The 26,481-nt window shown below is 57.9% G+C and carries 23 protein-coding genes; 13 read left to right on the top strand and 10 right to left on the bottom strand.

Annotated features, from left to right (window positions below; genetic code table 11):
- The first annotated feature begins 73 nt into the window (after positions 1–73).
- The 5 genes from OJ965_RS19365 (at position 74) to OJ965_RS19345 (ending at position 3,777) form a co-directional block, all read left to right on the top strand.
- Positions 74–1,261 carry an MFS transporter gene (locus OJ965_RS19365; protein ID WP_265137513.1) on the top strand — a complete coding sequence of 396 codons (1,188 nt, stop codon included), beginning with the start codon at positions 74–76 and terminating at the stop codon, positions 1,259–1,261.
- 212 nt (positions 1,262–1,473) lie between these two features.
- Positions 1,474–1,683, top strand: coding sequence for a YdgH/BhsA/McbA family protein (locus OJ965_RS19360; RefSeq protein WP_009092571.1), 210 nt, complete (start codon positions 1,474–1,476; stop codon positions 1,681–1,683).
- A gap of 199 nt (positions 1,684–1,882) precedes the next feature.
- On the top strand, positions 1,883–2,935 hold the full coding sequence (yncE, locus tag OJ965_RS19355; protein ID WP_265137512.1) for a 7-bladed beta-propeller protein YncE: 1,053 nt from the start codon (positions 1,883–1,885) through the stop codon (positions 2,933–2,935).
- A 196-nt stretch (positions 2,936–3,131) separates the two neighbouring features.
- A complete protein-coding gene (locus OJ965_RS19350; RefSeq protein ID WP_046101034.1) occupies positions 3,132–3,485 on the top strand; it encodes a type II toxin-antitoxin system RelE/ParE family toxin in 354 nt (117 codons plus the stop codon).
- The gene (locus OJ965_RS19345; protein ID WP_009092569.1) at positions 3,478–3,777 is read left to right on the top strand and encodes a helix-turn-helix domain-containing protein; all 300 of its coding nucleotides are present in this window, start codon (positions 3,478–3,480) and stop codon (positions 3,775–3,777) included. The genes OJ965_RS19350 and OJ965_RS19345 overlap by 8 nt, the downstream gene beginning before the upstream one ends.
- A 55-nt stretch (positions 3,778–3,832) precedes the next feature.
- Here OJ965_RS19345 and sbmA read toward each other — a convergent pair whose 3' ends face one another.
- A complete protein-coding gene (gene sbmA / locus OJ965_RS19340; protein WP_154928641.1) occupies positions 3,833–5,074 on the bottom strand; it encodes a peptide antibiotic transporter SbmA in 1,242 nt (413 codons plus the stop codon).
- Between the two features lie 276 nt (positions 5,075–5,350).
- Between sbmA and OJ965_RS19335 the strand changes: the two genes are divergently transcribed.
- From OJ965_RS19335 to OJ965_RS19325, 3 genes are read left to right on the top strand one after another with little or no spacing between them, the layout of a single operon-like run.
- Positions 5,351–6,085 (top strand): gluconate 2-dehydrogenase subunit 3 family protein, encoded by a 735-nt coding sequence (locus tag OJ965_RS19335; protein ID WP_009092567.1) that lies wholly within the window; start codon positions 5,351–5,353, stop codon positions 6,083–6,085.
- Between the two features lie 2 nt (positions 6,086–6,087).
- Positions 6,088–7,872 carry a GMC family oxidoreductase gene (locus OJ965_RS19330; RefSeq protein WP_046101035.1) on the top strand — a complete coding sequence of 595 codons (1,785 nt, stop codon included), beginning with the start codon at positions 6,088–6,090 and terminating at the stop codon, positions 7,870–7,872.
- Positions 7,873–7,883: 11 nt separating this feature from the next.
- A complete protein-coding gene (locus OJ965_RS19325) occupies positions 7,884–9,194 on the top strand; it encodes a c-type cytochrome (protein WP_265137511.1) in 1,311 nt (436 codons plus the stop codon).
- Positions 9,195–9,236: 42 nt separating this feature from the next.
- Here the strand turns inward: OJ965_RS19325 and OJ965_RS19320 are convergent, their stop codons facing one another.
- The 4 genes from OJ965_RS19320 to OJ965_RS19305 form a co-directional block, all read right to left on the bottom strand.
- Positions 9,237–10,646, bottom strand: a complete 1,410-nt coding sequence (locus OJ965_RS19320) for an MFS transporter (protein ID WP_265137510.1) — start codon at positions 10,644–10,646, stop codon at positions 9,237–9,239.
- Between the two features lie 174 nt (positions 10,647–10,820).
- Entirely contained in the window at positions 10,821–12,338 is a 1,518-nt protein-coding gene (gene abgT / locus OJ965_RS19315) for a p-aminobenzoyl-glutamate transporter (RefSeq protein ID WP_046101038.1), read from the bottom strand.
- A 167-nt stretch (positions 12,339–12,505) separates the two neighbouring features.
- Positions 12,506–13,948: a M20 family metallopeptidase gene (locus OJ965_RS19310; protein WP_265137509.1), complete on the bottom strand. Its 1,443-nt coding sequence runs from the start codon at positions 13,946–13,948 to the stop codon at positions 12,506–12,508.
- Complete coding sequence (locus OJ965_RS19305; RefSeq protein WP_265137508.1) at positions 13,945–15,258, bottom strand: amidohydrolase; 1,314 nt, start codon at positions 15,256–15,258, stop codon at positions 13,945–13,947. Before OJ965_RS19305 ends, OJ965_RS19310 begins: the two co-directional genes overlap by 4 nt.
- A gap of 115 nt (positions 15,259–15,373) precedes the next feature.
- Here OJ965_RS19305 and OJ965_RS19300 point away from each other — a divergent pair, with 115 nt between their 5' ends.
- Complete coding sequence (locus OJ965_RS19300; RefSeq protein WP_009092555.1) at positions 15,374–16,270, top strand: LysR family transcriptional regulator; 897 nt, start codon at positions 15,374–15,376, stop codon at positions 16,268–16,270.
- 73 nt (positions 16,271–16,343) lie between these two features.
- Entirely contained in the window at positions 16,344–16,781 is a 438-nt protein-coding gene (gene yjdN / locus OJ965_RS19295; RefSeq protein ID WP_009092553.1) for a VOC family metalloprotein YjdN, read from the top strand.
- A gap of 82 nt (positions 16,782–16,863) precedes the next feature.
- On the opposite strand, the gene OJ965_RS19290 is transcribed toward yjdN, so the two are convergent.
- The 3 genes from OJ965_RS19290 to OJ965_RS19280 all read right to left on the bottom strand — a co-directional run bounded on the left by OJ965_RS19290 (position 16,864) and on the right by OJ965_RS19280 (position 20,018).
- Complete coding sequence (locus OJ965_RS19290) at positions 16,864–17,730, bottom strand: nucleoside-specific channel-forming protein Tsx (protein WP_150028751.1); 867 nt, start codon at positions 17,728–17,730, stop codon at positions 16,864–16,866.
- Positions 17,731–18,006: 276 nt separating this feature from the next.
- Positions 18,007–19,362 carry a sensor histidine kinase gene (locus OJ965_RS19285; RefSeq protein ID WP_009092550.1) on the bottom strand — a complete coding sequence of 452 codons (1,356 nt, stop codon included), beginning with the start codon at positions 19,360–19,362 and terminating at the stop codon, positions 18,007–18,009.
- Positions 19,359–20,018 carry a response regulator gene (locus tag OJ965_RS19280; RefSeq protein ID WP_009092548.1) on the bottom strand — a complete coding sequence of 220 codons (660 nt, stop codon included), beginning with the start codon at positions 20,016–20,018 and terminating at the stop codon, positions 19,359–19,361. Before OJ965_RS19280 ends, OJ965_RS19285 begins: the two co-directional genes overlap by 4 nt.
- Before the next feature lie 241 nt (positions 20,019–20,259).
- Between OJ965_RS19280 and OJ965_RS19275 the strand changes: the two genes are divergently transcribed.
- The 3 genes from OJ965_RS19275 to OJ965_RS19265 all read left to right on the top strand — a co-directional run bounded on the left by OJ965_RS19275 (position 20,260) and on the right by OJ965_RS19265 (position 23,008).
- Positions 20,260–20,628, top strand: coding sequence for a helix-turn-helix domain-containing protein (locus OJ965_RS19275; protein WP_009092546.1), 369 nt, complete (start codon positions 20,260–20,262; stop codon positions 20,626–20,628).
- A gap of 167 nt (positions 20,629–20,795) precedes the next feature.
- A complete protein-coding gene (locus OJ965_RS19270; RefSeq protein ID WP_265137502.1) occupies positions 20,796–21,692 on the top strand; it encodes a LysR family transcriptional regulator in 897 nt (298 codons plus the stop codon).
- Between the two features lie 110 nt (positions 21,693–21,802).
- Positions 21,803–23,008 (top strand): MFS transporter, encoded by a 1,206-nt coding sequence (locus OJ965_RS19265; protein WP_265137501.1) that lies wholly within the window; start codon positions 21,803–21,805, stop codon positions 23,006–23,008.
- Between the two features lie 55 nt (positions 23,009–23,063).
- Here the strand turns inward: OJ965_RS19265 and OJ965_RS19260 are convergent, their stop codons facing one another.
- On the bottom strand, positions 23,064–25,454 hold the full coding sequence (locus tag OJ965_RS19260) for a glucose/quinate/shikimate family membrane-bound PQQ-dependent dehydrogenase (protein WP_009092543.1): 2,391 nt from the start codon (positions 25,452–25,454) through the stop codon (positions 23,064–23,066).
- 276 nt (positions 25,455–25,730) lie between these two features.
- A complete protein-coding gene (locus tag OJ965_RS19255; RefSeq protein WP_033736438.1) occupies positions 25,731–26,330 on the bottom strand; it encodes a hypothetical protein in 600 nt (199 codons plus the stop codon).
- Positions 26,331–26,481: the final 151 nt, after the last annotated feature.

Genomic DNA, 26,481 nt, shown 5'->3' with positions numbered 1-26,481 from the left:
TGTAAGCATCATAGATCGTCCTGACGCCTCACTCTATGCTCTCTCACACTTTTTTATCTTCCGGAGAAGCAGCATGAGTCTGACAACCGAAGTGGCTGATGAGGTTTCCTCGCCGACCCACCCCGCGTGGGGCGCAGTTTTTGCTATGGCGTTTGGGGTGTTCAGCCTGATTACCGCCGAATTTTTACCCGTGAGTCTGCTGACGCCCATGGCGCACAGCCTCGGCGTTTCAGAAGGGCAGGCGGGACAGACCGTCACCATTACCGCCCTGGTGGCGCTGTTTACCAGCCTGGTGACCGGCAGCGTCACGCGGCGTATCGACCGCCGCATCGTGATGCTGGTGTTCTCACTGCTGCTGATCGCCTCGGCGCTGATGGTGGCGTTTGCCGGCGATCTGACGGTGATATTGCTGGCGCGCGTGTTGCTGGGGATGGCGATAGGTGGCTTCTGGACGCTCTCAACCGCCATCACCATGCGTCTGGTGCCCGTCGATCAGGTGCCGCGGGCGCTCTCCATCGTCTTCAGTGGGATCTCGCTGGCGACGATTATCGCCACGCCGCTTGGCAGCTACCTCGGTGGCCTGGTGGGCTGGCGCAACATCTTTATGCTGACCGCCGGGCTGGGCGCGGTGGCGCTGCTGTGGCAGTTCTTTACCCTGCCCGCCATGCCGGCAGAGAACAAAGCCCGCAGCGGCGGCGTACTGACCCTGCTGCGGAACGGCGTGATGCGCTGGGGCATGCTGGCCGTGATCATGATGTTCACCGGCCACTTCGCCTTCTTTACCTATCTGCGCCCTTTCCTGGAAGGTGTGGCGCAGTTCAACCTTAATCAGCTGTCGCTGGCGCTGCTGGCCTTTGGTGTGGCGAACTTCTTTGGCACCTCGCTGGCCGGTTTTCTGGTGACCCGCAGCGTGTCGCTGACGCTGAGCGGGATGGCGCTGCTGATGAGCCTGACCGCGCTGCTGCTGGTGACTTTTGGCGGGGTCAGCTGGATAGTGGGAGCGGGCGTGGCAATCTGGGGCATGGCGTTTGGTTCGATGCCAACCGGCTGGTCAACCTGGATTTCGCGTGCGGTGCCGGATGATGCAGAATCGGGCGGTGGTCTGCTGGTCGCCACGATTCAGCTGGCGATAACTGTCGGCGCGGCGGCGGGCGGCTGGATGTTCGATCTGCGCGGCGCTGGCGGCGTATTTGTTGCCAGCGGGGTACTGATGCTGCTGGCTGCACTGACCATCTTCAGCCGGGTCCGGCACCACGGTTAATCTTCTGCAGGCAGCGGATTATGCTGCCTTTGCTTTCATGGGCGGGTGATTAACCTTTTGAGCGATAACTGCACGATGCGTGCTTTTTATATTCAGTTTTTCTGAAAGAGATAAGCAAAACCCTCCGCTTTTTCCTGATCAACTTCCGGACTATTATTTCTATCAACAAGGCAGCACGCCTTACCTGATAAAAATCAACCGAGGAATTGACCATGAAATCTATCAAAACTTTTGCAGCTGTTATCGCGCTTTCTGTTCTGCCATTCGCCAGCTTCGCGCAATCTGTGACCGCCATCGACTCTACACTGGACGGTGCTGAAGCGAAAATTGCTGCGCAGGCTCAGGAAGCTGGTGCTTCATATAAAATCACTGAAGCTTACACCAACAACGGCGTGCACATGACCGCTGAACTGCTGAAATAATCTCTCTGCCCTCCCATGCTGACAGGACGCCTCCGGGCGTCCTGGCGGCGTTTCTGCGCGAATAATCCTGTCCCTTTCCTTCCGAAATAATTATTATTCTCAAAAACAAGATTCTCTCAGGCTGCTGGTCAGCTGTTTCTGGTTGCAATGTCGGGCTTTCATTTCACTGCGTCTGCGGTGAATTCACTCTGGAGAAGTTATGAAAGCGAATACCAATACGCGCCGGACGCTGCGTCCGCTGTTACTGGCTACGGCCCTGTTTTCTGCGTCAGGATGGCTGGCCGTGCAGGCAGAAGATCTGAATCAGGCGGTGGGCAAAGGGGTCTATGAACTGGCCGTCAGCCCGAAGGAGAAGGCGCTGTTCGTGGCGACAGCACAAAACAGCAGCGGCGAGGGCGGCACCGTGTTTCGTCTCGATCCCGCGACGCTGGCGGTGCAGAAGTCGATCGCCACGCCGCTGAGATCGTTTGGCGCGGCGCTCAACCCGCAAACGAACGTGCTCTATATCGGAAATACGCTTGACGGTTCAGTGACCGCGATTGATGCCAGCAGTGGCAACGTCCTCAACACGCGGGTGCTGGATGGCCGCAAGCGCAGCGAAACCGTGCGTCCGTTGCAGCCGCGTCAGGTGGCCGTGGATGTGAAAACTGACCGCGTCTATATCACCGGGCTGGGGCCGCAGAGCGTGGTCTGGGTCGTGGATGGCAGTTCGCTGAAACTGATCAGCACGATCCCGAACACCGGCAAAATGGGCACCGGCCTGGCAGTGGATTCAGCCGCGCAGAAGGTGTACGTCACCAATGCGGATGGCGAGCTGGTGACCATTAACGCGCGCACCAATGCCGTTGAGAAAAAACAGAAGATTGATGGCGATAAAGCGCACTTCTTCCTGAACATTGCGCTGGATACGCGCGGTCAGCGTGCCTTCCTGAGTGATTCAAAGCAGGCTCAGGTGCTGGTGGTTGATCTGCGTAGTCAGCAGGTCATACAGCGGATTGCCGTTCCGGAATCGCTGGCGGTACTGTTCAATCCGGATCGCGATGAGCTCTATGTCACCCATCGCAAAGCGGGCGAGGTCAGCATCATCGACGCCCGCACCTATCAGGTTAAACGTACCGTAAAAACGCCGGCCCTGCCGAACAGTCTGGCGCTCTCAGCGGATGGCAACGTGCTTTATGTCAGCGTGAAGCAGCCAGGCTCGCGCAAGGCGCCGCCAGCGAATCCTGATAGCGTGATGCGCATTACTCTGTAAGGAACGCTCTCTGCGCGGGGAGGTAAAGAGTTTTACCGCCGCGCTGTGTCACCGGAAAAGCCACTCTCACGGGTGGCTTTTTGTATTGAAAAGCACGCTTTTGGCCAGGACATGTCGCGGTTATGGGGCAACACTTGCCCTTATAGCGAATAAGCTATAGTATGATTTATAGCTTATTCGCTATAAGGATGTTGCGATGTGGGATATCGATACAACCCATCTCTTTGACGAGTGGTTTGAGACCCAGACTGAGGCGCTGAAGGAGGATATGCTCGCCGCGATGATTATCCTTTCCGAGTATGGTCCTCAGTTAGGAAGGCCGTATGCTGATACGGTAGACGACTCTGACTTTCCAAATATGAAAGAATTAAGAGTGCAGCATCAGGGCAATCCGATTCGGGCCTTCTTCGCGTTTGATCCTGCTCGCCGTGGCATTGTGTTATGTGCTGGCGATAAAACCGGGGTTAAAGAAAAAAGATTCTATAAAGAGATGATCAAACTGGCAGATGCTGAATTCCGCAAACACCTGAAAAGAGGGGAAAATGGCTAATTTAAAAGAGCTGATGGCAAAGCAAAGCCCGGAAAGTCGTGAGCGTATTGCCGAAAAAGTGGACGAAATGCGGCAGGTTATTGCCCTGAACATGTTGCGGGAAGAACTTAACCTATCCCAGACAGAGATGGCGCGAGCCATGGGGGTGAAGCAGCCAACCATTGCCAGAATGGAGCAGGCTGACAACGATCCACGCCTTTCTACGCTGAAGCGTTACGTTACAGCTCTGGGAGGCGAGATAAGTATTGATGTCAGACTGCCGACAGGAAAAAGAATTGCTTTTGATCTTTGAATAAAAAAAGCCACTTGTCAGAGTGGCTTTTTCACGTCAATAAAGCGCCTGTGCGCTACACATCCTCTGACGCTTCGCGCATCATCTCGTCGTGCGGCACATCATCCAGAATCTGCTCGAAGCTGCGCAGACGTTTGTAGATGGACATCAGTTCAATCAGCGTCGACCAGGAGGCGATCAGATACTGGAACGAGCCGCGCACCTGATCAAATACGTTAGTGATCTGATTGAGTAAGCCCAGCGTGATGGTGCCCGCCACAATCGAAGGAAACAGCAGGAACAGACCAAACACGTTATCGACCTGCAGATAGAGAATGCGGGTGATGTTGAAGTAGAGATAGTGAAAGTAGAGACGGAAGTAGTTAACCCGCACCCGACTGAACAGCTCCTGCACCGTCTGTGGCCCGGCGCGATCGGCATTATCTTCGCCGTAGACCAGCTCTTTACGGTAGGCGGCTTCGACCCGCTGGTTGCGGAACTCCAGCCCAGGCAGTTTAATCCCGACCAGCGCCAGTAAACCTGTACCAAACACCGACCAGAGCACCGCGGCAATCACCAGCGCGTAAGGGATATTACCGAGGAACGGAATATCTTTAACGTGATGGGAGAGCGCCACCAGTACCGGCAAAAATGCCACCAGCGTCATGATCGCCTGAATAAAACTGACGCCCCAGTTTTCCAGCGTGGTCGCAAAGCGCATGGTGTCTTCCTGAACACGCTGTGCGGCACCTTCAACATGGCGCAGCCGCTGCCAGTTGTGCATGTAATAGTTATTCATGGCGGTACGCCAGCGGAAAACCCAGTGGCTGATAAAGAACGAATTGAGTACGCCAATCACCACCGCGATTAATGCGATGCCGAGAAAAGCCACAACCTGGTGGTAAAACTCAGCAATCTGCACCGATCCCGCTTTTGTCAGCGCTTTCTGGATCAGATCGTAAAACGGGCCATACCAGGCGTTGATGGCGACCCCGACCTGGACACCAAACCAGGTGACAAAGATGATCAGTGCCGATCCCCAGACTGACCAGCGTTGCCACGGATGAGAGTCGATCACCCGCCACGCCACGGCAAAAATGGCGACCATTATCCAGTAATAGAGATAGAACCAGATCTGACTCGCCGCGATAAAACGCGCTGCGGTCGTCGGCAGGGGCGCTTTAATGGCGGTTTCGAACATGGACCACATGCCGGGCAACTGCTCAGCAAAACCAAACCAGGCAAAAATAGCGACTAAACTCCAGACGGCCGCTGAGCTGAAAAACAGCGCTGGCCGCGGAAAAAAAGACTTAAACATAGGCACTCCGCTGTTGTGTATGGTCTTTTATAACGTTTTGGTTGCTTGCTGTCTGTAGTCTGTTGTTTCTGCTCATGACAGGGCAGGGATGAATGTTAATGAAATTGTGCGGTTTTGTTTCGCGGAACTAAATCTTTGTGAATAGCAGTGTTACAATATGGCGGCTTGTTACCGGTAACAAACCGGCATCAGGGCAGGTATCTGCTGATAAAAACCACTACAACGCAACCACCTATTTTTTCATACCGCCATCCAGCGCGGGAATGAGGCAATGTCATGTCAGAACAAAAAAAGGGTCATTCACGCAGGGATTTTTTGCTGAAGACAATCACCCTGGCGCCTGCAATGGCGGTAGGGTCCACAGCGATGGGGGCTCTCTCCCTGCCGCTGACCGCACAGGCGGCTGAAACGCCGGCTGCACCGCAGAAGGCGCGCGATTATCAGCCCTCCTGGTTTACCGCCGAAGAGTATGCCTTTATCACCGCCGCCGTGGCGCGCCTGATCCCCAGCGATGAACGCGGGCCTGGCGCAGTGGAAGCGGGCGTGCCAGAGTTCATCGACCGCCAGATGAATACACCCTATGCCACCGGATCGAACTGGTATATGCAGGGGCCGTTTAATCCCGATCTGCCGAAAGAGCTGGGCTATCAGCTGCCGCTGGTGCCGCAGCAGATCTACCGTCTCGGTCTGGCCGATGCCGACCACTACAGCAAACAGCAGCACGGTAAGGTGTTCGCTCAGCTCAGCGCGGAGCAGCAGGATGCGCTATTGCAGGCGATGGAGAGTGGCAGCGCCGAATTCAGCCAGCTGCCCGCTAAAACCTTCTTTGCCTTTCTGCTGCAGAACACCCGCGAAGGCTTCTTCAGCGATCCTGTCCACGGCGGAAATCAGGGAATGGTCGGCTGGAAGCTGATCAACTTCCCTGGCGCACGCGCCGACTTTATGGACTGGGTAGAGCGCGGTGAACGTTATCCGTTCCCGTCAGTATCGATTCGCGGGGAGAGAAGTTAAGCATGGCAAACGAAATGAAAAAAGTGGATGCGGTGATTGTTGGCTTCGGCTGGGCCGGTGCCATCATGGCGAAAGAGCTGACCGAAGCGGGCCTGAATGTGCTGGCGCTGGAGCGTGGGCCGCATCGCGACACCTATCCCGACGGCTCTTATCCGCAGTCCATTGATGAGCTGACCTATAACATCCGCAAAAAGCTGTTCCAGGATCTCTCTAAAAGCACAGTGACCATCCGTCATGATGCTTCGCAGACGGCGGTGCCTTATCGTCAGCTGGCGGCATTCCTGCCCGGCACCGGCACCGGCGGCGCGGGCCTGCACTGGTCAGGCGTCCACTTCCGCGTGGATCCGATTGAACTGCGGATGCGCAGCCATTATGAAGAGCGTTACGGCAAGAATTTCATCCCGGAAGGCATGACGATTCAGGATTTTGGCGTCAGTTACGATGAGCTGGAGCCGTTCTTCGACAAGGCGGAAAAAGTCTTTGGCACCTCAGGCAGCGCCTGGAGTATCAAGGGCAAGGTGGTCGGCAAAGATAAAGGCGGTAACCCGTTTGCGCCCGATCGTTCAGATAACTTCCCGCTGCCCGCACAGAAGCGTACCTACTCGGCGCAGCTGTTTGCGCAGGCGGCGGAGTCGGTCGGCTATCATCCTTACGATCTGCCTTCCGCCAACACCTCCGGGCCCTATACCAACACCTATGGCGCGCAGATGGGGCCGTGTAACTTCTGCGGATACTGCAGCGGCTACGCCTGCTACATGTATTCCAAAGCGTCACCTAACGTGAACATCCTGCCAGCACTGCGCCAGGAGCCAAAGTTTGAACTGCGTAACAACTCGTATGTCCTGCGGGTCAATCTCAGCGATGACAAAACGCGCGCAACCGGCGTGACCTATGTGGACGGGCAGGGGCGCGAGCAGGTGCAGCCCGCTGACCTGGTGATCCTCTCCGCCTTCCAGTTCCACAACGTGCATCTGATGCTGCTGTCAGGCATCGGCAAGCCTTACAACCCGATTACCAACGAAGGCACCGTCGGCCGCAACTTCGCCTATCAGAACCTCTCTACCCTGAAGGCGCTGTTTGATAAAAACACCACCACTAACCCGTTTATCGGCGCAGGTGGCGCGGGCGTTGCGGTTGATGATTTCAACGCCGATAACTTCGACCACGGACCGCTGGGCTTTGTGGGCGGGTCGCCATTCTGGGTCAACCAGGCGGGGACCAAGCCGATCTCCGGCATGCCAGTGCCTGCCGGTACGCCAGACTGGGGCAGCAAATGGAAAGCGGCGGTGGCGGATACTTATACCCATCACCTGTCGATGGATGCGCACGGCGCGCATCAGTCCTACCGCGCTAACTATCTCGATCTCGATCCCAACTACAAAGATGCTTATGGGCAGCCACTGCTGCGCATGACCTTTGACTGGCAGGAGAACGACATCAAAATGGCGCAGTTTATGGTCGGAAAAATGCGCAATATCGCTGAAGCGATGAATCCGAAGATGATTCTGGGTGGCGCGAAAAAGCCGGGCACCCATTTTGACTCCACGGTGTATCAGACCACCCACATCAGTGGCGGTGCGATCATGGGCGACGATCCGAAAACCAGTGCGGTTAACCGCTATCTGCAAAGCTGGGACGTGCCGAATGTGTTTGTGCCAGGCGCCTCTGCCTTCCCGCAGGGACTGGGCTACAACCCGACCGGCATGGTGGCGGCGCTGACCTACTGGTCAGCTAAAGCGATTCGCGAAAACTACCTGAAGAACCCCGGCCCACTGGTGCAGGCATAAGGAACATGGCGATGAAAAATGGCATTCTGGCCCTGATTCTGGGCACCCTGACCTTTGCCGCGCTGGCGGATGAGAGCCAGGACAATCTGGTTAAGCGGGGAGAGTATCTGGCGCGCGCCGGTGACTGTGTGGCCTGTCACACCAGCAAAGGCGGCGCGACCTTTGCCGGTGGTCTGCCGATGGCCACCCCGATTGGCACCATCTACTCCACCAACATTACCCCCGATCGCACGACCGGTATTGGTGAGTACAGCTACGACGACTTCCAGAAAGCGGTGCGTCATGGCGTGGCGAAAAATGGCGATACCCTCTATCCCGCCATGCCTTATCCCTCTTACGCGGTCGTCAGCGATGAGGATATGAAGGCGCTTTACGCCTACTTCATGCATGGCGTGACGGCGGTGAAGCAGCCAAATCGCGACAGCGACATTCCGTGGCCGCTGTCGATGCGCTGGCCGCTGGCGATCTGGCGCGGAATTTTTGCGCCCGATGTGAAAGCGTTCCAGCCTGCCGCTCAGGAAGATCCGGTGCTGGCGCGCGGTCGCTATCTGGTTGAGGGGCTGGGCCACTGCGGTGCCTGTCACACGCCGCGCAGTTTCACCATGCAGGAGAAGGTGCTGACCAACGCCGAAGGCAACGACTATCTGGCGGGCAGCAGCGCGCCGATTGACGGCTGGACGGCCAGCAACCTGCGTGGTGATAACCGCGATGGGCTGGGGCGCTTGAGCGAAGATGACCTGCGTCAGTTCCTGCGTTATGGCCGTAACGATCAGACTGCCGCGTTTGGTGGAATGACCGATGTGGTGGAACACAGCCTGCAGCACCTGAGTGAAGCCGATATCACCGCGATTGCGCGCTATCTGAAGTCACTGGGCGCGAAAGATCCGCATCAGGCGGCCTTCAGCGTGGATGATGCCACCGCCAAAGCACTCTGGCGCGGCGATGACAGCCAGACCGGCGCGGCGGCCTATGTCGACAGCTGTGCGGCATGCCATAAAACCGATGGCAGCGGCTATAAGCGTTTTTATCCGGCGCTGCGCGGCAACCCGGTGGTACTGGCGGACGATCCAACCTCGCTGATTCACATCGTGCTGGTGGGCGGGCAACTGCCTGGCGTGAACGGTGCGCCATCGACCATTACCATGCCGGCATTTGGCTGGCGGCTGAACGATCAGCAGGTTGCCGATGTGGTGAACTTCGTGCGTAACAGCTGGGGTAATAAGGCGTCAGAACCGGTGACCGCGAAACAGGTCGCGTCGCTGCGTAAAGATGAGAAGGATCGTCTGGGCAGTGCAGACATCCGGGTGCTGGAAGGCAAATAACCCGTAAAAAGGCCGCCATCATCAGGATGACGGCCTTTTCTTTTAAATATTCTCCAGATCGATCCCGCGGGTTTTCGGCCCGTAAATCCCTACCGACAGCATCACCATCAGCATGCTCAGCACGATGAACGTAATCACGCCCGGCGTGCCGGCGTATTGCAGGATCACCCCGATTAAAATACTGCTGAATACCGTAGAGAGGCGGCTGAAGGAGTAGCAGAAGCCGACTGCCCGCGCCCGGATGTGGGTCGGGAAAATCTCGGTCTGATAGGCGTGGAAGCTGAAAGTCAGCCAGGCGTTAGACCAGGTAATCAGGAAGCCGCAGAGGATCAGCAGCACCGGCTGCGTCTGGAAGGCGAACAGCGTGCCGAATACCACCGTCATCAGCGATGACAGTACAATCTGCCACTTATTCTCCAGCTTGTCGGCATAGCGGCTGCAGATCAGCGATCCCAGCGGATAGGCCAGCGTGATAAAGAAGGCATAGAGCAGACTGTGCGTCACCGTGGCACCGCGGCCTGACAGCAGCGCAGGCAGCCAGTTACCAAAGCCAAAAAAGCCGATCGCCTGGAAAAAGTTCATCACCACCAGCATCAGGGTGCGCTGGCGATAAGCGGGAGCCCAGATTTCACGAAAGCGCCCGCGTTTGGGCAGCCGTGCAGCCGCGTCATCGGGCAGGATTGCGGGCCCGGCCGGAATGCCGCAGCGCTGCTCCATCGCCGATAACACCTCATGTGCCGCCTGATAGCGCCCCTGCTGCGCCAGCCAGCGTGCCGATTCCGGCAGATTTCTGCGCACCAGCCAGATCACCAGTGAACAGAGCGCGCCTGCGATCACGACCCAGCGCCAGCCTTCCAGGCCGAACACGGTCTGCGGCACCAGCCACCACGACATCAGCGCGACGGCAGGCACCGATAAAAACTGCACGAAAAAGGCGTAAGCAAAGGCGCGGCTGCGCAGGTGGCTCGGCACCCATTCCGACAGATAGGTATCAATGGTCACCAGCTCGACGCCCAGTCCGATCCCCACCAGAAAGCGGAACAGAATGATCATCTCCGCGCTCTGCTGAAAGGCCATCAGCAGGGAAAAGAGCCCATACCAGAGCAGCGCACACATAAAGGTCAGGCGGCGGCCAAATCGGTCAGCGTAGGGGGCCAGCAGGCTGGCGCCGAAAAAGAGGCCGAGAAAGGTGGCTGAGGCAAACGCAGCCTGATCGGAGAAGCCGAGCACACCCGCCTCACCGGTGTGAAAGACGCCCGCCGCCAGCAGGCCGGTGCTGATATAGCCGGTTTCAAACAGGTCGTAAAGTTCAAAAAAGCCGCCCAGCGCCAGCAGGGTGATAAAGCGCCATAAGCCAGCGGACGCGGGCAGCGCATCAATGCGCCCGGCTACGCTGTTGCGGGTCGCCGATGACGCGTGCGTCGGCGGCAGGCGGGTGGAGTGAGTGGTCATATCAGCGTCAACCTCAGGCAGTATGGGAAACACCCGCAGGCGGTTATTCAGAACGTCAACCGTTAGCAGGCGAAGAAATAGCAGAATAATCAATTCATCTGCCGTTGCCGAGAGGGGCGTTGCTGACGATTTAGCAACTTACGTTGCAGGTTTTGCCATCCGTGGCACGGTGCCTTAAGGCAGTTGCGGCCAGACGCCCGGTCCAATCGGCAGCCCCAGCCAGTACCAGGCGACCAGCAGGGCGATCCAGCTGATAAAGAACACCAGCGGATAGGGGAAGATCAGCACATAGTAGGTGCCCAGCTGCGCATCCTTCTGGTATCGCTGCAAAAAGGCGAGGAACAGCGGCAGAAAGGGCGACATCGGTGCCAGCGGCAGCACCGCCGAATCGGCGATGCGGAAAATCATCTGGGCAAAGGCGGGATGGAAGCCGAGCAGCATAAACATCGGCACGAACACCGGCGCCAGAATCGACCAGATGGCTGAGCCGCTGGCGATAAACATGCAGAGAAATGCCGACAGAAACATCAGGCCGAGAAATGCGGGCGCGCCGCTGACGCCTGCGCTCTCCAGCACGTCGGTCAGTCCTATCGCCATGAATTTGCCCATGTTGCTCCAGTTAAAGAACGCCACGAACTGCGACAGCGGAAAGACCATCACGATAAAACCCGCCATGCCTTTCATCGGATCGACCAGCAGCTGCGGGATATCATCCGGACGGCGGATCTGCCGGGTGGCGACACCGTAGGCAATCGCCACCACAAAGAAGAACAGAATGATGATCGGCACAATGCCCTGAATAAACGGGGAGGGGATGATGGCACCGCTGGCGGGATTGCGCAGCGGCGCATGTTCCGGCACAACCAGCAGCGCCATCACGGCGATAAACAGCAGCGCGGCGATCCCGGCGGCACGCAGGCCGCGGTTCTCCAGCGGCGTCAGCGCCGCCAGCTTTTCGCCGTTGCCCTGCCACTGCGGCAGGCGCGGCTCAACAAATTTGTCGGTCAGTAACGCACCCACAATCGTCAGCACAATCACCGAGGTGGCCATAAAGAACCAGTTATCGATGACGCTGACATGCACCGTATCGCTGACCGCTTTAGCGGCTTCAGTGCTGATACCTGAAAGTAGCACATCGGTGGTGACGATCAGCAGGTTAGCGGTAAAACCCGAGGCGACACCGGCGATGGCGGCCAGCAGGCCCGCGACCGGATGACGGCCCACCGCCAGAAAGATCAGCGCACCCAGCGGCGGCATCACCACCAGCGCTGCATCCGAGGAGATATGGCTGAAAAAGGCGATGAACAGCACCATGTAGCTGGCGTAACGGCGGCTGACGCGTGACGCCATCTTAACCATCAGCGACTGCAGCAGGCCGACCTTTTCCGCCAGCCCGGCACCAATGACCAGCGCCAGAATCGACCCCAGCGGGGTAAAGCTGCTGAAGTTTTTGATGATGTTGGGCAGGATCCACTGCAGACCCGCGACGCTCAGCAGGTTATTGACCCGGACGATTTCGCCATTACCGGGGTTCTTCACCGCCAGATCCAGCGCACTGATAATGGCGGTTGCGACCATCAGTACCACAATCAGATAGACAAACAGTAAAAACGGGTTAGGCACTTTATTGCCTGCGCGCTCGATCCAGCTGAAGAGCCGGCCAGGACTACGGTTCTCGGAGGTTGCTTCCATGGTATGGGTTCTCTTCTTGTCGTCTTGTGACCCCCTTATCGATGGCGGCGCGGACTGACGCCGATCGCGACAGGCGACAGGCGGTGAGTTCAGTTCCGGCCCCGCAGAATCAGGGAAGTGTTTGCACTCTTTTTATTCTGGTCCGCGTCAGCGACGCGGCCGCTGGCTCATCCGGCCAGTTTTGTGGGTGTGATCCCCGCAGGGATCGGGCAGTGATAGGGCTGCCCGGCGCGTGCCTTCTGAAATTCGGCCTGGCATTCCGCCAGCGCCTGCTCATCCTGCAGCAGCGTGGTCACCGTCGCCGCCATCACTTTGCCCGCCAGCAACATGCCCTTATGCGCGATCGTGGTGCGGCCCTGCGCCACCAGTTGCCAGGTGTGCAGCGGCGTGCCGAAGGTAAAGCAGGGCGCAAAGCACTGTGCCGTCGGCGTGACCCAGCTGACATCGCCGACATCGGTGGAGCCATAGAGCAGGTCGCGGGTGACGGCATAGGGCGCGACCTGATCCATAAACAGCCTCTCCCCCAGTTGCTCAGCCCAGGCGTGACCGGCTTCGCCACCGATACGGGCGGCGTTCAGGCGGGCATTACGCAGATCGTCATCGGTCAGAGTGGCACGCAGTTCAGCCGCGAACGCGCGCTCTTCGTCGCTATAGTCCGGCAAACCAAAGTGATGCAAATAGCGCTCCATGACCGCTTCCAGGGCGCGATTAGGCACATAGTCAGAGCAGGCTTTGTCAAAACGCACGGTCAGGGTCGTGTCCGTCATCAGGGCGGCACCCCGGGCAATATTGATCACCCGCTGATAGATCGCCTGCGCCTGTGGCAGCGATGGCGCGCGGATCAGGTAGAGCACCTCCGCATCGGCCTGCACCACATTTGGCGAGACGCCGCCGCTGTTGGTGATGGCGTAGTGCAGACGTGCCTCCTGTTCGATGTGCTCGCGCAGAAAGTTGGCCCCGGTATTCATCAGCGTGACGGCATCCAGTGCGCTGCGGCCCAGATGGGGAGAGTTAGCGGCATGAGCCGCGATCCCTTTGAAGCTGAACGCGGCCTGAATATTGGCGAGCGTGCGCAAATTGAACATGCCGCTGAAACCTTCCGGATGCCAGGTCACGGCGGCATCCACATCGTCAAACAGGCCCTCACGCACCATAAAGGTCTTACCCGATCCCCCTTCTTCGCCAGGGCAGCCATAAAAACGCACGGTTCCGCCAGCGTGATGCTGCTCCATCCAGGCTTTAACCGCACAGGCCGCCGCCACGCCGGCGGTGCCGAGCAGGTTGTGGCCGCAGCCGTGTCCGTTGCCGTTCACCTCCAGCGGTTCTGGCCGGACGCATCCGGCCTGCTGGCTGAGACCGGCCAGCGCATCAAACTCCCCGAGGATGGCGATCACCGGTTTGCCGCTGCCGGCGCTGGCGATAAAGGCGGTGTCAATGCCGCCCACGCCGCGCTCCACGATGAACCCGGTTTCGGCCAGCGCGTCGGCCAGCAGGGCCGAGGAGCGGGTTTCGGCAAAGCGGGTTTCCGGCGTATCCCAGATGGCGTCGCTGAGCGTGCTGAAACGGTGCTGATGGCGGTCGATATAGTCGGCAATAAAGGCTTCCATCATCGTGTTTCACCATACTGCGCCTGATTGAGCGCCAGCGTCGCCAGCAGCGTGATGGCGTCCGGCATGACCTGCTCATCAAAGTCGAATCGGGCATTATGGTGGCCCGCCGCCAGGTCACAGCCGAAAATGACGTATGAGGCCTGGCCGCCACGCTGCCTGACCCGCTCCATCATATAGGTCGCATCTTCTGATCCTGCCGCCTGCGCTTTGCGATCGACCACGGAATCAAAGATACCGAGCGCGTCTGCCTGCTGGTGAATGAAGTCGACCCATGGCTGCGTCGGGGTGCAGCTGCGCGCCGCACCCATCAGCGTCACCTGCTGCTTAACACCATACATCGCCGCCGCACCGGCAATCACCCGCAGCGCCTGCTGATAAATATCGTCGTTAACCTGATTGGTGATGCCGCGGGTTTCGACCTTCAGCAGGGCGCAGTCGGCGACCACGTTACGGCCAGTTCCGGCCTGCAGCACGCCGACATTCACCCGCGCCACGCCGCCGCTGTGCTGGGCCAGGCCATGCAGGGCCAGCGTCGCCTGAGCCGCCGCCAGCAGGGCATTGCGTCCCTCTTCCGGGCGGCCACCCGCATGGGCGCCGACGCCGGTGAAGTGGACATCCAGCTTGGTGGTGGCGAGAAAGCTGTCGCTGCCGCACACCACTTCGCCCGCCGGCACGCCGGTGCCAATGTGAATCGCCGTGAAGCGATCCACATCATCGACCACGCCCGCCGCTACCATCGCTTTCGCGCCGCGTACACCCTCTTCAGCAGGCTGAAAAATCAGTTTGATGGTGCCGCTGAGCCGCTCTTTCATCGCCATCAGCACTGAGGCAAGCCCCAGCCCGATGGTGGTGTGGCCATCATGACCGCAGGCGTGCATCATGCCCGCATTGCAGGAGGCGAACCCTTCCCGCTGCGGCAGATGATCGCTGGCCTGGCTCTCATTGAGATCCAGTGCGTCCATATCCACGCGGAAGCCCATCACCGGGCCAGGACGGCCGGTTTCCAGCGTCGCCACGATGCCGCAGAATCCGCCGGAAAAGTGGCTGATCCACTGCGGCAGCGCGCCCTGTTGTAACGCCCGCGCCTCCTGCTGTTTCAGCACGGCGGCGTCGGGCAGGCCCATCCGCGCCTCTGCGTCGATCACTTCACGCCCCAGCTTTAGCTGATAACCGAGCTGATGCAGCTCTTCAGCGACCAGCGTGGCGGTGCGAAACTCCAGCCAGCCCGATTCGGCGTAGTGATGGAAGTCACGACGCCACTGCTGAAGCTGCGGCAGCCTTGCACTGACGTGGTCGGAAAGGGTTTTCATCGGCTCTGTCCTCGTTGTTGGTTTTTTATGCACTGCTTCGAATCTACACAATGGAATTGCCGGGCATAAGATGCGAATATCTTGTGACTGATAAACAACGGTTATCACAGAAGTTATGTCCGCTAATCTCAAGCTTCATCAACTGCGTGCGTTTGTTGACGTGGCGCGGCAGGGCAGTATCCGTGCGGCAAGCCGTGTTTCGGGGCTGTCGCAACCGGCGCTGACCAAAGCGATTCAGGAACTGGAGCGTGAGCTGGGGGCAAAGCTGTTTATCCGCCGCCAGCAGGGCGTCGTGTTGACCGATATCGGTGATAACTTTTTCCGTCATGCCAGCCTGGTGCTGGCGGAGCTGCGGGTCGCCGAAGAGGATATCCAGCAGCGGCTGGGGCGGGGCGGGGGGCAGGTGAATATCGGCATCGGCAGCAGCGTGGCGCGTACCGTTATGCCGCAGGTGATCAACCAGTTTCATCGGGAATATCCGCTGGTCAAGGTGCGCATCGTCGAAGGCCAGCTGGTGTCGATGGTGCATGAGCTGCGTCAGGGAACGCTCGATTTCACCATCAATACTTATGACCAGAGTCATCTCGATCAGGAGCTGATGTATGAGCGCGTGATGGAGCGGGAATATAAGGTGGTGGTTCGCAAAGGCCATCCGCTGGAAAAAGCCCGTTCACTGGCGGCGTTGCAGCAGGCGGACTGGACCATGCCGACGCCGAAAGGCAGCTATTACCGCCTGTTGCACGACCTCTTTGGCGAGCGCGGCATGGCACCCAAAATCGTGGTGACCTGCGAAACCTTTATGGCCTGTACCAGCCTGGTGGCGCAAAGCGATTTCATCAGCATTCTGTCAGCCGATGTGATTGACGATCCGGTTCTGGGACGGTCGCTGGTGGCGCTGACGCTTGACGAACCCCTGCCGAAAGCGATTTTTTATCTGATTCAGCGTAAGGAGACCGCGCTGACGCCCATGAGCAGCTATATGGCGCAGCTGTTTCGCCGTTATTGTCAGTAAAATCAGCGAGTAAAGTCGATCGTCTACACTCTTAGGGTACTGTAAAAATCCAACCGACAATATAGAGGTGAAGATGCAAGTCAGTCCTTATCTGTTTCTCTATGGCCGTTGTGAAGAGGCTATCGACTTTTACCTGCAGGCGACCGGGGGCGAGTTGCTCGCGAAAATGAAGTTTGGTGATATGCCGGATCAGGGAGAGCAGGTTGGCGATCAGTCCGCAGCGCCGCAGCCACCCGAGAAGATCATGCATGCGCAACTGCGTATTGGCGACGGCGAGCTGATGCTCAGCGACGGTAACACCGATCAGCCACCGGCGTCGGAACATGCCGGTTATGCGGTCAGCCTTTCCACCACCGATGTCGAAGAGGGTAAAGCGTGGTTTGAAAAACTGTCGGCAGGCGGCAAGGTGACAACGGAGTGGCAGGAGACTTTCTGGTCGAACGGCTTCGCCATGTTTATCGATAAGTTCAACATTCCGTGGCGCATCAATGTGGAGAAGTCGCAGGATTAAGCGGCTGACGGACGTCACAGGACGTGACGTCTTACCAGCAGAAACACAAGGCGGCGACGCGATAAAGCGCCGCCGCTTTACATCAGAAGTTGTAACCCGCCACCAGGTAGTAACCCCAGCCGGTCGATTTCAGCTCAAACGGCCCGTTGCCGAAGTTAACTTCCTGACCATCTGCCCACTGTCCGCCGTTGTGGAAATAACGCGCCACCGCAGAGAAGTGCCAGTGATCGTAGCCCAGTGACAGAATGTGGCTGGAGGCGATGGAGTTGCTGGTGCGTGATGCGCCGCCTTTATCGCGCAGATCGGAACCCCAGTCGAAGTTAGTGAAGCCGACATAGCCCAGATTACCGCCCCACAGCGTCGTGATCGGGACGAAGTATTTCACTTTGAAGCGATAGCCATCCCAGCTGTTCTCGTTCGCCGCACCGTAGTTTTCCCACTGATATTTGGCATAGACGTTCAGCGACAGGCCGACATCGCTGTGCGTATCGATATCGGTGCCGAGACCCATATACCAGGTGTTCTGGCGGCTGTCGCTGTTGCGGCCCATATCGTAGATGTAGTTGTTAGCAAAATACCACTCTTTGAACGGACCAAACGCCAGGCTGGTGCCGGTCAGCTTGTCGATCGAGAAGCGCGGCTCAATTTCCATGAACATCGGGGAACCGTGGTCGAATACGCCGTTGGCGTTGCTGTTGCCGACGCCGAAGAAATTAGGTACGTCGAGATAGCCGTAAAAGTCGAACCACTCTTTTTTCGCAAACGCTTCATATTCCAGATAGACGTCGTTGTTGAACTGCGGTCCGAAACGGGTGTGGTAGCTGCCTACCACGTTAACGCTCTGATGCCACCAGTCAGAGAGATACTGCGGATCGCTTTCTGCGGCCTGCGCAGCACCACTCAGTGAACATGCCAGCACGGCACCTGCTATCAACGTTTTATATTTCATTATCATCAGCCACATGCTTTTGACCGCCGCACAGCAGACGCAGTCAGAGAGAAATCGGTCCCTGGAGGGAATGAGGATGTCAGCAAAAAACAGCCGGTTGTTCAGCCCGCGTAGCGTGCCTGTAACAGATCGATAGAAAATAGATTTTGCTCACGTTTGTCAAAAAGTGTTGCATTACAATTCAACTAAAATGTGATGCACTTCACAATTAAGACCATGATCGAACGGAACCAGGCAACCGTTTACGTTGTCTGGTTCGTGATCAAAAAGGCGGGATCAGGGAAAAGTGACGCGAACCTGTAAACCACAGATCGCACCCTGTGGGGTCAGACAGTTGGAAAGGGCGACGTGAATCTGATGTTTCTGAGCGACGTTACGCACGATGGATAATCCCAGCCCGCTGCCCTGGGCTTTCACGTCAGGCGAGCGGGTAAAACGATCAAATGCGCGCTCGATAAAGGATTCCGGCATGCCTGGCCCGTTATCGACAATATCGACCACCGTTTTGCCCGCGACCCGATGCAGCAGCACATCGACCAGACTCCCTTCCGGCGTGTGCAACATGGCGTTACCAATCAGGTTGTCAAACAGGCTGCGCAGCTCAGAACGACTGGCCTGCAGACGATACTGGGCAGAGCCGTTAAAGCCGATATCGATGCCGCGCTTGTCTGCCACCACCATCAGCTGCTCAATGCTCTCCTTGAGCAGATCTTCCAGGTCAATATGCTCGACGCTGGCGACCACACTCTGGTCATCCTGGCGCGACACATTGAGTAGCTGTGTGACCAGATGACGGGTGCGCGTGACGCCCGCTTCCAGCTGGCTGAACTGCCGGCTCGCTTCGCCCGGCTGGATATGCTGGCGCAGATTCTCCAGCTGTAAGGTCACCGCCGTTACCGGGGTGCGCAGCTCATGGGCGGCGTCCTCCAGGAACTGACGCTGAGAGGACCAGGCCTCGCGCAGTTTACTCAGCAACGAATTGTAGGCAGCCACCAGCGGCAGGATCTCGTCCGGCAGCCCCTCCGGCGAGACGTTGTGCGGATGATGGGTCTCCTGCGCCGCGATCTGACGCGAAGCCACCTGCAGATCGCGGGTGATCTTGCGTACCACCAGCCAGATCACCAGCAGCGACAGCGGCATCATCAGGATCATCGGGATAATCGCCGCCAGCGCCCGCTTGACCATCGTGGACTTCATGTAGCTGAGGTTGTGCATGACCTGAATGGTTTTGATCGCGCTGCCGGGCAAACCGGGCCGGGTGTAGATCCGCCATTCACAGTCGCGGCACTGGCCGACATGCACGTCGCGGTAACCCCGCTGGTTCTGTAACGGGGCCGCCAGCTCCGGCCAGGAGCTGGCACGCAGCTGTCCGCGATCGTCCCACAGCTGAACCACAAACGCGCTTTTCGCTTTATCCGGCGCAATCAGCATCGGCATCAGGGCGGGCATCTGCTTATTGGTGGACCAGGCGTCCGCGATTTTTGCCAGCTGATCGTCCTTCATGGTGCCGACCATATCGCCGTAGCAGCTGAAGAAATACCAGGTGACACCGCCAATCATCAGCAGATGAATAATCAGCAGCGTAGAGAGCAGTTTATTACGCAGCGAGCGCATAAAGGTGAAGGGTTTCATATGGCCGGAACCCGCCAGCCCAGGCCACGCACGTTGCGGATCACGTCGTTATCCAGCTTGCGGCGCATGCCGTGAATCAGGACATCCACCGCATTGCTGCTGACTTCATCGCCCCAGCCATAGATGCGGTTTTCCAGCTGCTCGCGCGACAGAATGGCACCGGGCCGCTCCAGCAGGGCGTAGAGCAGGGCATACTCGCGCGCGGTCAGCTGCTCGCGCTGCCCCTTGTAGAGCACTTCGCGGGTCATCATATCCAGCTGAACATCCCCGCTGCCCAGCACCGAATCTGCCGCGCCGTGGCGGCGTCGGGTAATGGCGCGCATCCGGGCCATCACTTCCTGGAGGTCGAATGGTTTAAGCAGGTAGTCGTCAGCGCCGCTGTCGAGCCCCTGAATGCGCTGCGCCACCGTGTCGCGGGCAGTCAGAATCAGCACGGGCGTGGAGTCGCCGCGCCCGCGCGCCCGGCGCAGCACCTGTAACCCGTCATCGCGGGGTAAGCCGAGATCGAGCAGCACGCAGCTGTAGCCACCTTCGCTCCAGGCATTGTGGGCAAAGACGCCATCGCGCACCCAGTCCACCGACCAGCCCGCGCCCTCCAGTGCCTGCTGCAGGTTTGCGCCGATCATTTCATCATCTTCAACCAGTAACACGCGCATGGCTGATCTCCTCTGCAAAGATGGGAGAGAGTTTACTCATCAATTGTTAGGCCAGAATTATCCGCCTTCACACTTCCCGCTGTCGCCGCGCTGGCTGCTTTGTGCACTGACTCATGTCTGGCCGCACCCTCTCACCTCCGTTTCACCCCTTGCTAATTCTGCGCTAATTTTCTGCTAATTAAGGGATAAATTTTAGCGGGTAGAGTGGTTCCACTGCACATCAGCTTGAACAGGAGGAACCATGAATCAGCGCGAGTTTATTCGGAGTCTGCTGGACTGGATAGAGAACAACTTAGGACACGATCTGCATCTGGATGAGGTGGCGCGCCGCTCAGGCTATTCGCGCTGGCATCTTCAACGCCTGTTTCGCCAGCACACCGGCTTTTCCCTGGCAGAATATATCCGCCAGCGTCGCCTGACTGAGTCGGCGCTCACGCTGCTGAGCAGCAACGAAGCGATTCTGCAGGTGGCGATGAACTACGGCTTTGATACCCAGCAGGCCTACACCCGGACCTTCAAAAATTACTTTATGGTGACGCCGGGCCAGTTGCGCCGCCAGCGTCGCGTCGAGCCGGATCGACTGCTGTTCCCGCTGGCGATGGCCAGCTGATGCCTGACAAGGCCTTTCCGTCACGGCAGGCAGACGGAAAGGTCACTCCGCGCATTACCCTCGCTTCGCCTGTTATCGCCCTGTTTTTTTTGCCTCCTCGCCACAGTCCCCCCGCCTGAACATGCTAGTTTGTTGCCTGCATCCCCTTACTGTCGGAGTCGGGAAACATGGAAAATGGCGCGAATTTAACCGCCATGCTGGTATTCGCACGGGTGGTGGAGTTACAGAGTTTCAGCGAGGCCGCCCGCGCACTGGGCTGGTCCAAGTCGCATGTCAGCCGGGAGATCGCCCGGCTGGAACTCAGGCTCGGTATCCGGCTGCTGCAGCGCACCACCCGGCGGCTGGCGCTGACCGAGCTGGGGCAGGCGTACTACCCCTATTGTGTCCGGATGCTGGCGGAAGCACAGCGCGCCGAGGCGTTCGTTCAGCAGCTGCATCAACAGGCCGCCGGTCATGTCAGGCTGCAGGCGCCCGTCACGTTCGGCTGTCAGTGCGTAGTGCCTGTCGTTAATCGCTTTCTGCGCCGCCATCTGCATATCAACGTCGATCTCGATCTCACCGATCGCAGCCAGGATCGGCTGGACGATCAGGATGATCTGGCGATTGTGATCCGATCCCGGGCACCGCGTCAGGGCAATTTCCGGCTGCTGAGTGATATCGACTGGGGGCTCTATGCCGCGCCTGCTTATCTGGCACAGCGTCCGGCCATCACTCACCCCGGGATGCTGCCGCGTCACGACCTTCTGCTGTTTCATGGCCCGGCCCACACCGCTGCGCTGCCGTTCCGCCGCGATAAGCAGCGACTGGCGCTGGATGTACGCAGTCGCTTTCGCGCCAATAACAGCATGGCGCTGCTGAATGCGGCCCTGGCCGGCAGCGGTATCGCCTATCTGCCCGCCTACATGGCACAGGAGGCGGTCGGGCGGGGTGATATTCAGCAGCTGTTGCCGGAGTGGCAGATGGATCGTCTGCAAAGCTATCTGCTGCTGCACGACATCCCGGAAACGGCGTCGCCCGTCACGCTGCTGAGCGATGCGCTGGTTGCGGCGCTGAGCACAGGCTGATTGTTGCCAGCTGACAACAATCATCGCCACAGAGTAACTATCGCGGCGTCACTGTTGTTAATCCGCCGCCCTGGTTAGCCTGTATCCCTGATCACTCAAGGGATATGGCTATGCAACATTCACCCGAAACGGCAGCGTTTCACCACTGGAAACGTAATTTAGCGGTCTGCGTCGTCGGATCTTTTACCACTATCGTGGCGATGACGCTGCTGCTGCCTTTTCTGCCGCTCTATGTTCAGCAGCTTGGCGTTGAGCAGCCCGCCGCCATTGCGCGCTGGTCCGGCCTGGCCTATGGGGCGACCTTTTTCAGTGCCGCGCTGACGGCACCGCTGTGGGGCCGGCTGGCTGATCGTTACGGTCGCAAGCTGATGCTGATTCGGGCCAGCCTCGGCATGGCGATTGCGATGTCGCTGATTGGTATGGCGACGGCGCCGTGGCAGCTGGTGGCGCTGCGTCTGCTGGCGGGGCTGCTGGGTGGCTACGCGTCGGGGTCGACCATTCTGGTGGCGGCGCAGACGCCCAAAGCGCAGACAGGCTGGGCGCTGGGCGTCCTCTCCTCCGGCATTATGGCCGGCAACGTGGTTGGGCCGCTGCTGGGTGGCCTGCTGCCGCCGCTGATTGGCATCCGGCAGACCTTCTGGCTGACCGGCGCGGTGATTTTTCTCGCTTTCCTCGCCACCACCTTTTTACTCAGAGAGCAGCCGCGAGCCTGCATCACCGCCCGCGATCGTCCTTCACCGATGCCGGCAGAGCCGCCGGTCAATCACCGCCTGGTGCGGCTGATGTGGCTTTCCGGCATGTTGCTGATTTTTGCCAGCATGTCGATTGAACCGATTATTACGCTCTACGTCGGCGAGTTTGTTCAGGGTGAACATCAGATCACCCTGATGGCCGGAATCGTGATGTCCGCCGCCGCGCTGGGCACGGTGCTGGCAGCACCGCGGCTCGGTCGCCTGGCCGATCGCGTCGGACACTGGCGGGTTCTGACAGGGGGATTACTGCTGAGCGGCGTGCTGCTGATCCCGCAGGCGTTTATCACGGTGGCCTGGCAGCTGGTGCTGCTGCGCTTTCTGATGGGGATGGCGCTGGGCGGCCTGATGCCATGCATCACGGCGATTATCCGTCATAACGTACCGGGCTCGCAGGTCGGACGGATGCTCGGTTATTCCACTTCGGCACAATATGTGGGTCAGGTCAGCGGTCCGCTGTTCGGTGGAGTGGTCGGCGGGACGTTCGGGATGCGGCCGGTATTTCTGGCGACCTGCGCGGTGATGCTCTTCTGCGCATGGCTCAACTGGCGCGAAATGAAAAAGTAACGCGATCAAAAAAGGCGGACCCGAGTCCGCCTTTTGTTACTGACCGAAGCAGGAATTACTTCTGGTCTGGCAGTGCGTAGGCAATCACATAGTCGCCCAGCTTGGTACCAAACGAACCGTGACCGCCTGCTGCGATGACAACGTACTGCTTGCCATTCACTTCATAGGTCATCGGGGTCGCCTGGCCGCCTGCTGGCAGACGTGCCTGCCACAGCAGTTCGCCGGTGTCGGTGCTGAACGCGCGCAGGTAGTTATCGGCGGTCGCACCAATGAAGAATACCTTACCTGCGGTGGTGATTGGACCACCCAGCATCGGCATACCCATTTTGAACGGCAGCGGAACCGGTGAGCTGTCACGAACGGTACCGATACGCTGTTTCCACACGACGTCGTTGGTCTTCAGATCCACCGCGGAGATATAACCCCAGGCAGGCTGTTTGCATGGCAGACCAAACGGAGAGAGGAACGGATTCAGTTCGACGCCAAACGGCACGCCATACTGCGGCTGAATACCGGTTTCAGTCCCTGAACCACCCTCTGCGCCTTTCGGCGGCTCAATCGGGTTGCCCGGACCGCGTGGAACCAGTTTCGAGACAAACGGCAGCGCCATCGGGTTAGCAATCGCAATCTGACGATGTGGATCGACCGCGATACCGCCCCATTCGAACATACCCAGGTTGCCCGGGAACACCAGCGTACCCTGCTCAGATGGCGGCGTGAACGGACCTTCATAGCGCAGACGCTTGAAGATAACGCGGCACACCAGCTGGTCAAACATCGTCGCGCCCCACATGTCCTTGTCCGTGAGGTTCTGTTTCGGACGGAAGGTCAGCTCAGAGTAGGGCTGCGTGGCGGCAACGTGGTCGCCTTTCGCGGCACCCTGTGGCACTGGCGTTTCTGGCGCCGGAACCACTGGCTTGCCGGTGCGGCGATCCAGAACGAAGATGTTACCGGTTTTAGCCGGTGCGTAGATCACCGGGACGGTGTTGCCATCTTTATCGGTGATGTCAGCCAGAGTCGGCTGCGACGGCAGATCCATATCCCACAGGTCGTGATGCACCGTCTGATAAGACCAGACCAGCTTACCGGTGGTGGCGTTCAGCGCCAGCACGCTGCTCGCGTAACGCTCCTGCTCTGGTGTGCGGTTACCGCCCCAGATGTCCGGTGTGCTCACGCCCATTGGCAGGTAAACGGTATCCAGTTTCGGATCGTAAACCGCCGGTGCCCATGAGTTCGGTGAATTCAGGGTAAAGGTGTGTTCATCAGCCGGGATGGCATTCGGATCTTTAGCACCCGGATCAAAGACCCACAGCAGTTTACCGGTATTCACATCAAAGCCACGAATCACGCCGGAAGGCTCGCGGGTTGAGTAGTTATCGGTGACTGCACCCGCCATGATGATGGTGGTGTTGGTAATGATCGGCGGTGAGGTCGGCTCATACTGACCCGGCGTGGTGACAGGCTGTTTGTGCTGCAGATCCAGCTCGCCGTTAACGCCAAATGTCGGGCAGCGTTCGCCGGTTTCGGCGTCCAGTGCAAACAGACGACCATCGTTAACCGGTAAATAGATACGACGTGAGCAGAGCGCAGGCTGGCTGTTTGCTGCATCAGCGGCTGCCGGCACTTCGTGGTAGGAGACGCCGCGGCAGGTCACGTGCTGGAAGGTCGGATTCACCTTCATGGCCGGATCAAACTTCCACTTCTGTTTACCTGTAGCCGCATCCAGCGCAAACAGGATCTGGTGTGGCGAACAGAGGTAAAGGGTGTCGCGGATTTTAATCGGGGTCACTTCGTCGGTGATTTCGCCCGGATCGTTAGGGGTTTTCATGTCGCCGGTCTGGAACTGCCAGGCAACCTGCAACTCTTTCACGTTCTCGTGGTTAATCTGCTTCAGCGGCGAGAAACGGGTTCCCTGCTGATCGCGCGCATAAGCGGGCCAGTCAGCATCCGGGATGTTGCTCAGCGGTGCAGCCTGCTGCGCATTGTCAGCGGTTTCCGGCACAGAACCGTTAATGACCTGCGGATCGTTGAATACCGCGTAGGCCAGCACGGCCGCACTGGCAATCAGCGCCACAGCCATGGTACCCAGTGCTGCTTTGCTACCGGCGTTAACGCTGCGATAGACAAACGGCAGGATCAGCCAGACACCAAAAATCACCAGCACATCGGTGCGTGGCGCCAGCGCCCAGAAGTCCGTCCCGACTTCCCACACGCCCCAGATCAGGGTGCCGATCAGCAGCAGCGCATAGAGAACCAGCGCGGTGCTTTTACGGCGGGAAAGCAGATAAGCGGTGATGAGCATAACCACACCGCCGAAAACGTAATACCAGGAACCACCAATAGCGGCTAACCAGCCACCGCCAATCAGCATAAACGCGCCCGTCAGTACTGCGAACAGTATCGTCAGGAAACGAATTACGCTAAACGATGAGGAGTTTTTCCCCATGATATCGACCTCGTTTTGTTGCCATAAAACATACGAAAACAACCAGATAGGCTGTTTCCAGTTATCAAGTACAAATGATTAAGGGTGTTCTTGAGAATCTCTTCCGCTAAGACAGACGCTCCCTTTGTGTTAAATGTTATAGCAAAATTAGATCAAGGTTTGATTTTTTTAGCTCAAAGCGCTTAACAAATGAAGTAATGCGACATTTTATGGGGGATTAATGGACGTTAAGCGCACCGCCGTGTGCCCTTAACGCCGGAGGGCAGGATTTGTGGTTCAGCAGCTAATCAGGTCGCCGTCCGAGCGTTGCTGTTGCCAGCCGCTAATATTTATCTCAGCAAACTGTTCAGCGCTTAAAGGCGGCGTATGACTTCGCACGATCACCTCGGCCCCTTTCTCACGGAATGTCGCCATGAAAAAAGGAAAGGTAAACTTTTCATAATTGTCATTAAAGAACGCTTCGGTTAAAACAATCCCGGAAAAAGGAAAGGATTCCAGCAGTCGCCAGTCTGCACCGGGCGGAGCAAAATCATAAAGCCAGAAATCAAATTTCTCTGTTAATTCAAGCAGTGAGGCGTGGTGTGCGGCTAAACTGGTATAATTAATACCAATTCTGATTCGCCCATCCTGTAAATGAGAATAAGCATCCGGAACCGCAATCATTCCCTGCAGCCGAAAGTCTTCTACCGGGACAATCATTAATGCTGCTTCAGTAGCGATTTGGTTGTGTAATGAAATAATGTTGTTTGTATTAAGTATATTGCGGCTGTCCTGATTTTGCTGAAGATATGGCACGCTATAGCAAATGCCCGTGACATTACGCGTAACGTGATGGATAGGTTCAGTAACATAAGGGTTATATAAACTGTTTTTCATTATCTCTTTGGCGTGCAATAAAAAAGGATTTATTGATAATCAATCATATAAACGGTCGCATTTTCCAAACGCGTGAATAAATATAGATCATCTGCTTAATCCAAATCATCCTTTTATTGTCGCGGAGCGTAAATAAACGCTTCGGCACAGA

Source organism: Pantoea anthophila (assembly GCF_026104315.1).
Taxonomy (GTDB): domain Bacteria; phylum Pseudomonadota; class Gammaproteobacteria; order Enterobacterales; family Enterobacteriaceae; genus Pantoea; species Pantoea anthophila.
This window is presented reverse-complemented; position numbering and strand designations above follow the sequence as displayed.

Bases quoted from the DNA above. Each gene is read 5' to 3' on its own strand.
- OJ965_RS19365 (WP_265137513.1), top strand. From the start codon at position 74: ATGAGTCTGACAACCGAAGTGGCTGATGAGGTTTCCTCGCCGACCCAC.
- OJ965_RS19360 (WP_009092571.1), top strand. From the start codon at position 1,474: ATGAAATCTATCAAAACTTTTGCAGCTGTTATCGCGCTTTCTGTTCTG.
- yncE (WP_265137512.1), top strand. From the start codon at position 1,883: ATGAAAGCGAATACCAATACGCGCCGGACGCTGCGTCCGCTGTTACTG.
- OJ965_RS19350 (WP_046101034.1), top strand. From the start codon at position 3,132: ATGTGGGATATCGATACAACCCATCTCTTTGACGAGTGGTTTGAGACC.
- OJ965_RS19345 (WP_009092569.1), top strand. From the start codon at position 3,478: ATGGCTAATTTAAAAGAGCTGATGGCAAAGCAAAGCCCGGAAAGTCGT.
- sbmA (WP_154928641.1), bottom strand. From the start codon at position 5,074: ATGTTTAAGTCTTTTTTTCCGCGGCCAGCGCTGTTTTTCAGCTCAGCG.
- OJ965_RS19335 (WP_009092567.1), top strand. From the start codon at position 5,351: ATGTCAGAACAAAAAAAGGGTCATTCACGCAGGGATTTTTTGCTGAAG.
- OJ965_RS19330 (WP_046101035.1), top strand. From the start codon at position 6,088: ATGGCAAACGAAATGAAAAAAGTGGATGCGGTGATTGTTGGCTTCGGC.
- OJ965_RS19325 (WP_265137511.1), top strand. From the start codon at position 7,884: ATGAAAAATGGCATTCTGGCCCTGATTCTGGGCACCCTGACCTTTGCC.
- OJ965_RS19320 (WP_265137510.1), bottom strand. From the start codon at position 10,646: ATGACCACTCACTCCACCCGCCTGCCGCCGACGCACGCGTCATCGGCG.
- abgT (WP_046101038.1), bottom strand. From the start codon at position 12,338: ATGGAAGCAACCTCCGAGAACCGTAGTCCTGGCCGGCTCTTCAGCTGG.
- OJ965_RS19310 (WP_265137509.1), bottom strand. From the start codon at position 13,948: ATGATGGAAGCCTTTATTGCCGACTATATCGACCGCCATCAGCACCGT.
- OJ965_RS19305 (WP_265137508.1), bottom strand. From the start codon at position 15,258: ATGAAAACCCTTTCCGACCACGTCAGTGCAAGGCTGCCGCAGCTTCAG.
- OJ965_RS19300 (WP_009092555.1), top strand. From the start codon at position 15,374: ATGTCCGCTAATCTCAAGCTTCATCAACTGCGTGCGTTTGTTGACGTG.
- yjdN (WP_009092553.1), top strand. From the start codon at position 16,344: ATGCAAGTCAGTCCTTATCTGTTTCTCTATGGCCGTTGTGAAGAGGCT.
- OJ965_RS19290 (WP_150028751.1), bottom strand. From the start codon at position 17,730: ATGAAATATAAAACGTTGATAGCAGGTGCCGTGCTGGCATGTTCACTG.
- OJ965_RS19285 (WP_009092550.1), bottom strand. From the start codon at position 19,362: ATGAAACCCTTCACCTTTATGCGCTCGCTGCGTAATAAACTGCTCTCT.
- OJ965_RS19280 (WP_009092548.1), bottom strand. From the start codon at position 20,018: ATGCGCGTGTTACTGGTTGAAGATGATGAAATGATCGGCGCAAACCTG.
- OJ965_RS19275 (WP_009092546.1), top strand. From the start codon at position 20,260: ATGAATCAGCGCGAGTTTATTCGGAGTCTGCTGGACTGGATAGAGAAC.
- OJ965_RS19270 (WP_265137502.1), top strand. From the start codon at position 20,796: ATGGAAAATGGCGCGAATTTAACCGCCATGCTGGTATTCGCACGGGTG.
- OJ965_RS19265 (WP_265137501.1), top strand. From the start codon at position 21,803: ATGCAACATTCACCCGAAACGGCAGCGTTTCACCACTGGAAACGTAAT.
- OJ965_RS19260 (WP_009092543.1), bottom strand. From the start codon at position 25,454: ATGGGGAAAAACTCCTCATCGTTTAGCGTAATTCGTTTCCTGACGATA.
- OJ965_RS19255 (WP_033736438.1), bottom strand. From the start codon at position 26,330: ATGAAAAACAGTTTATATAACCCTTATGTTACTGAACCTATCCATCAC.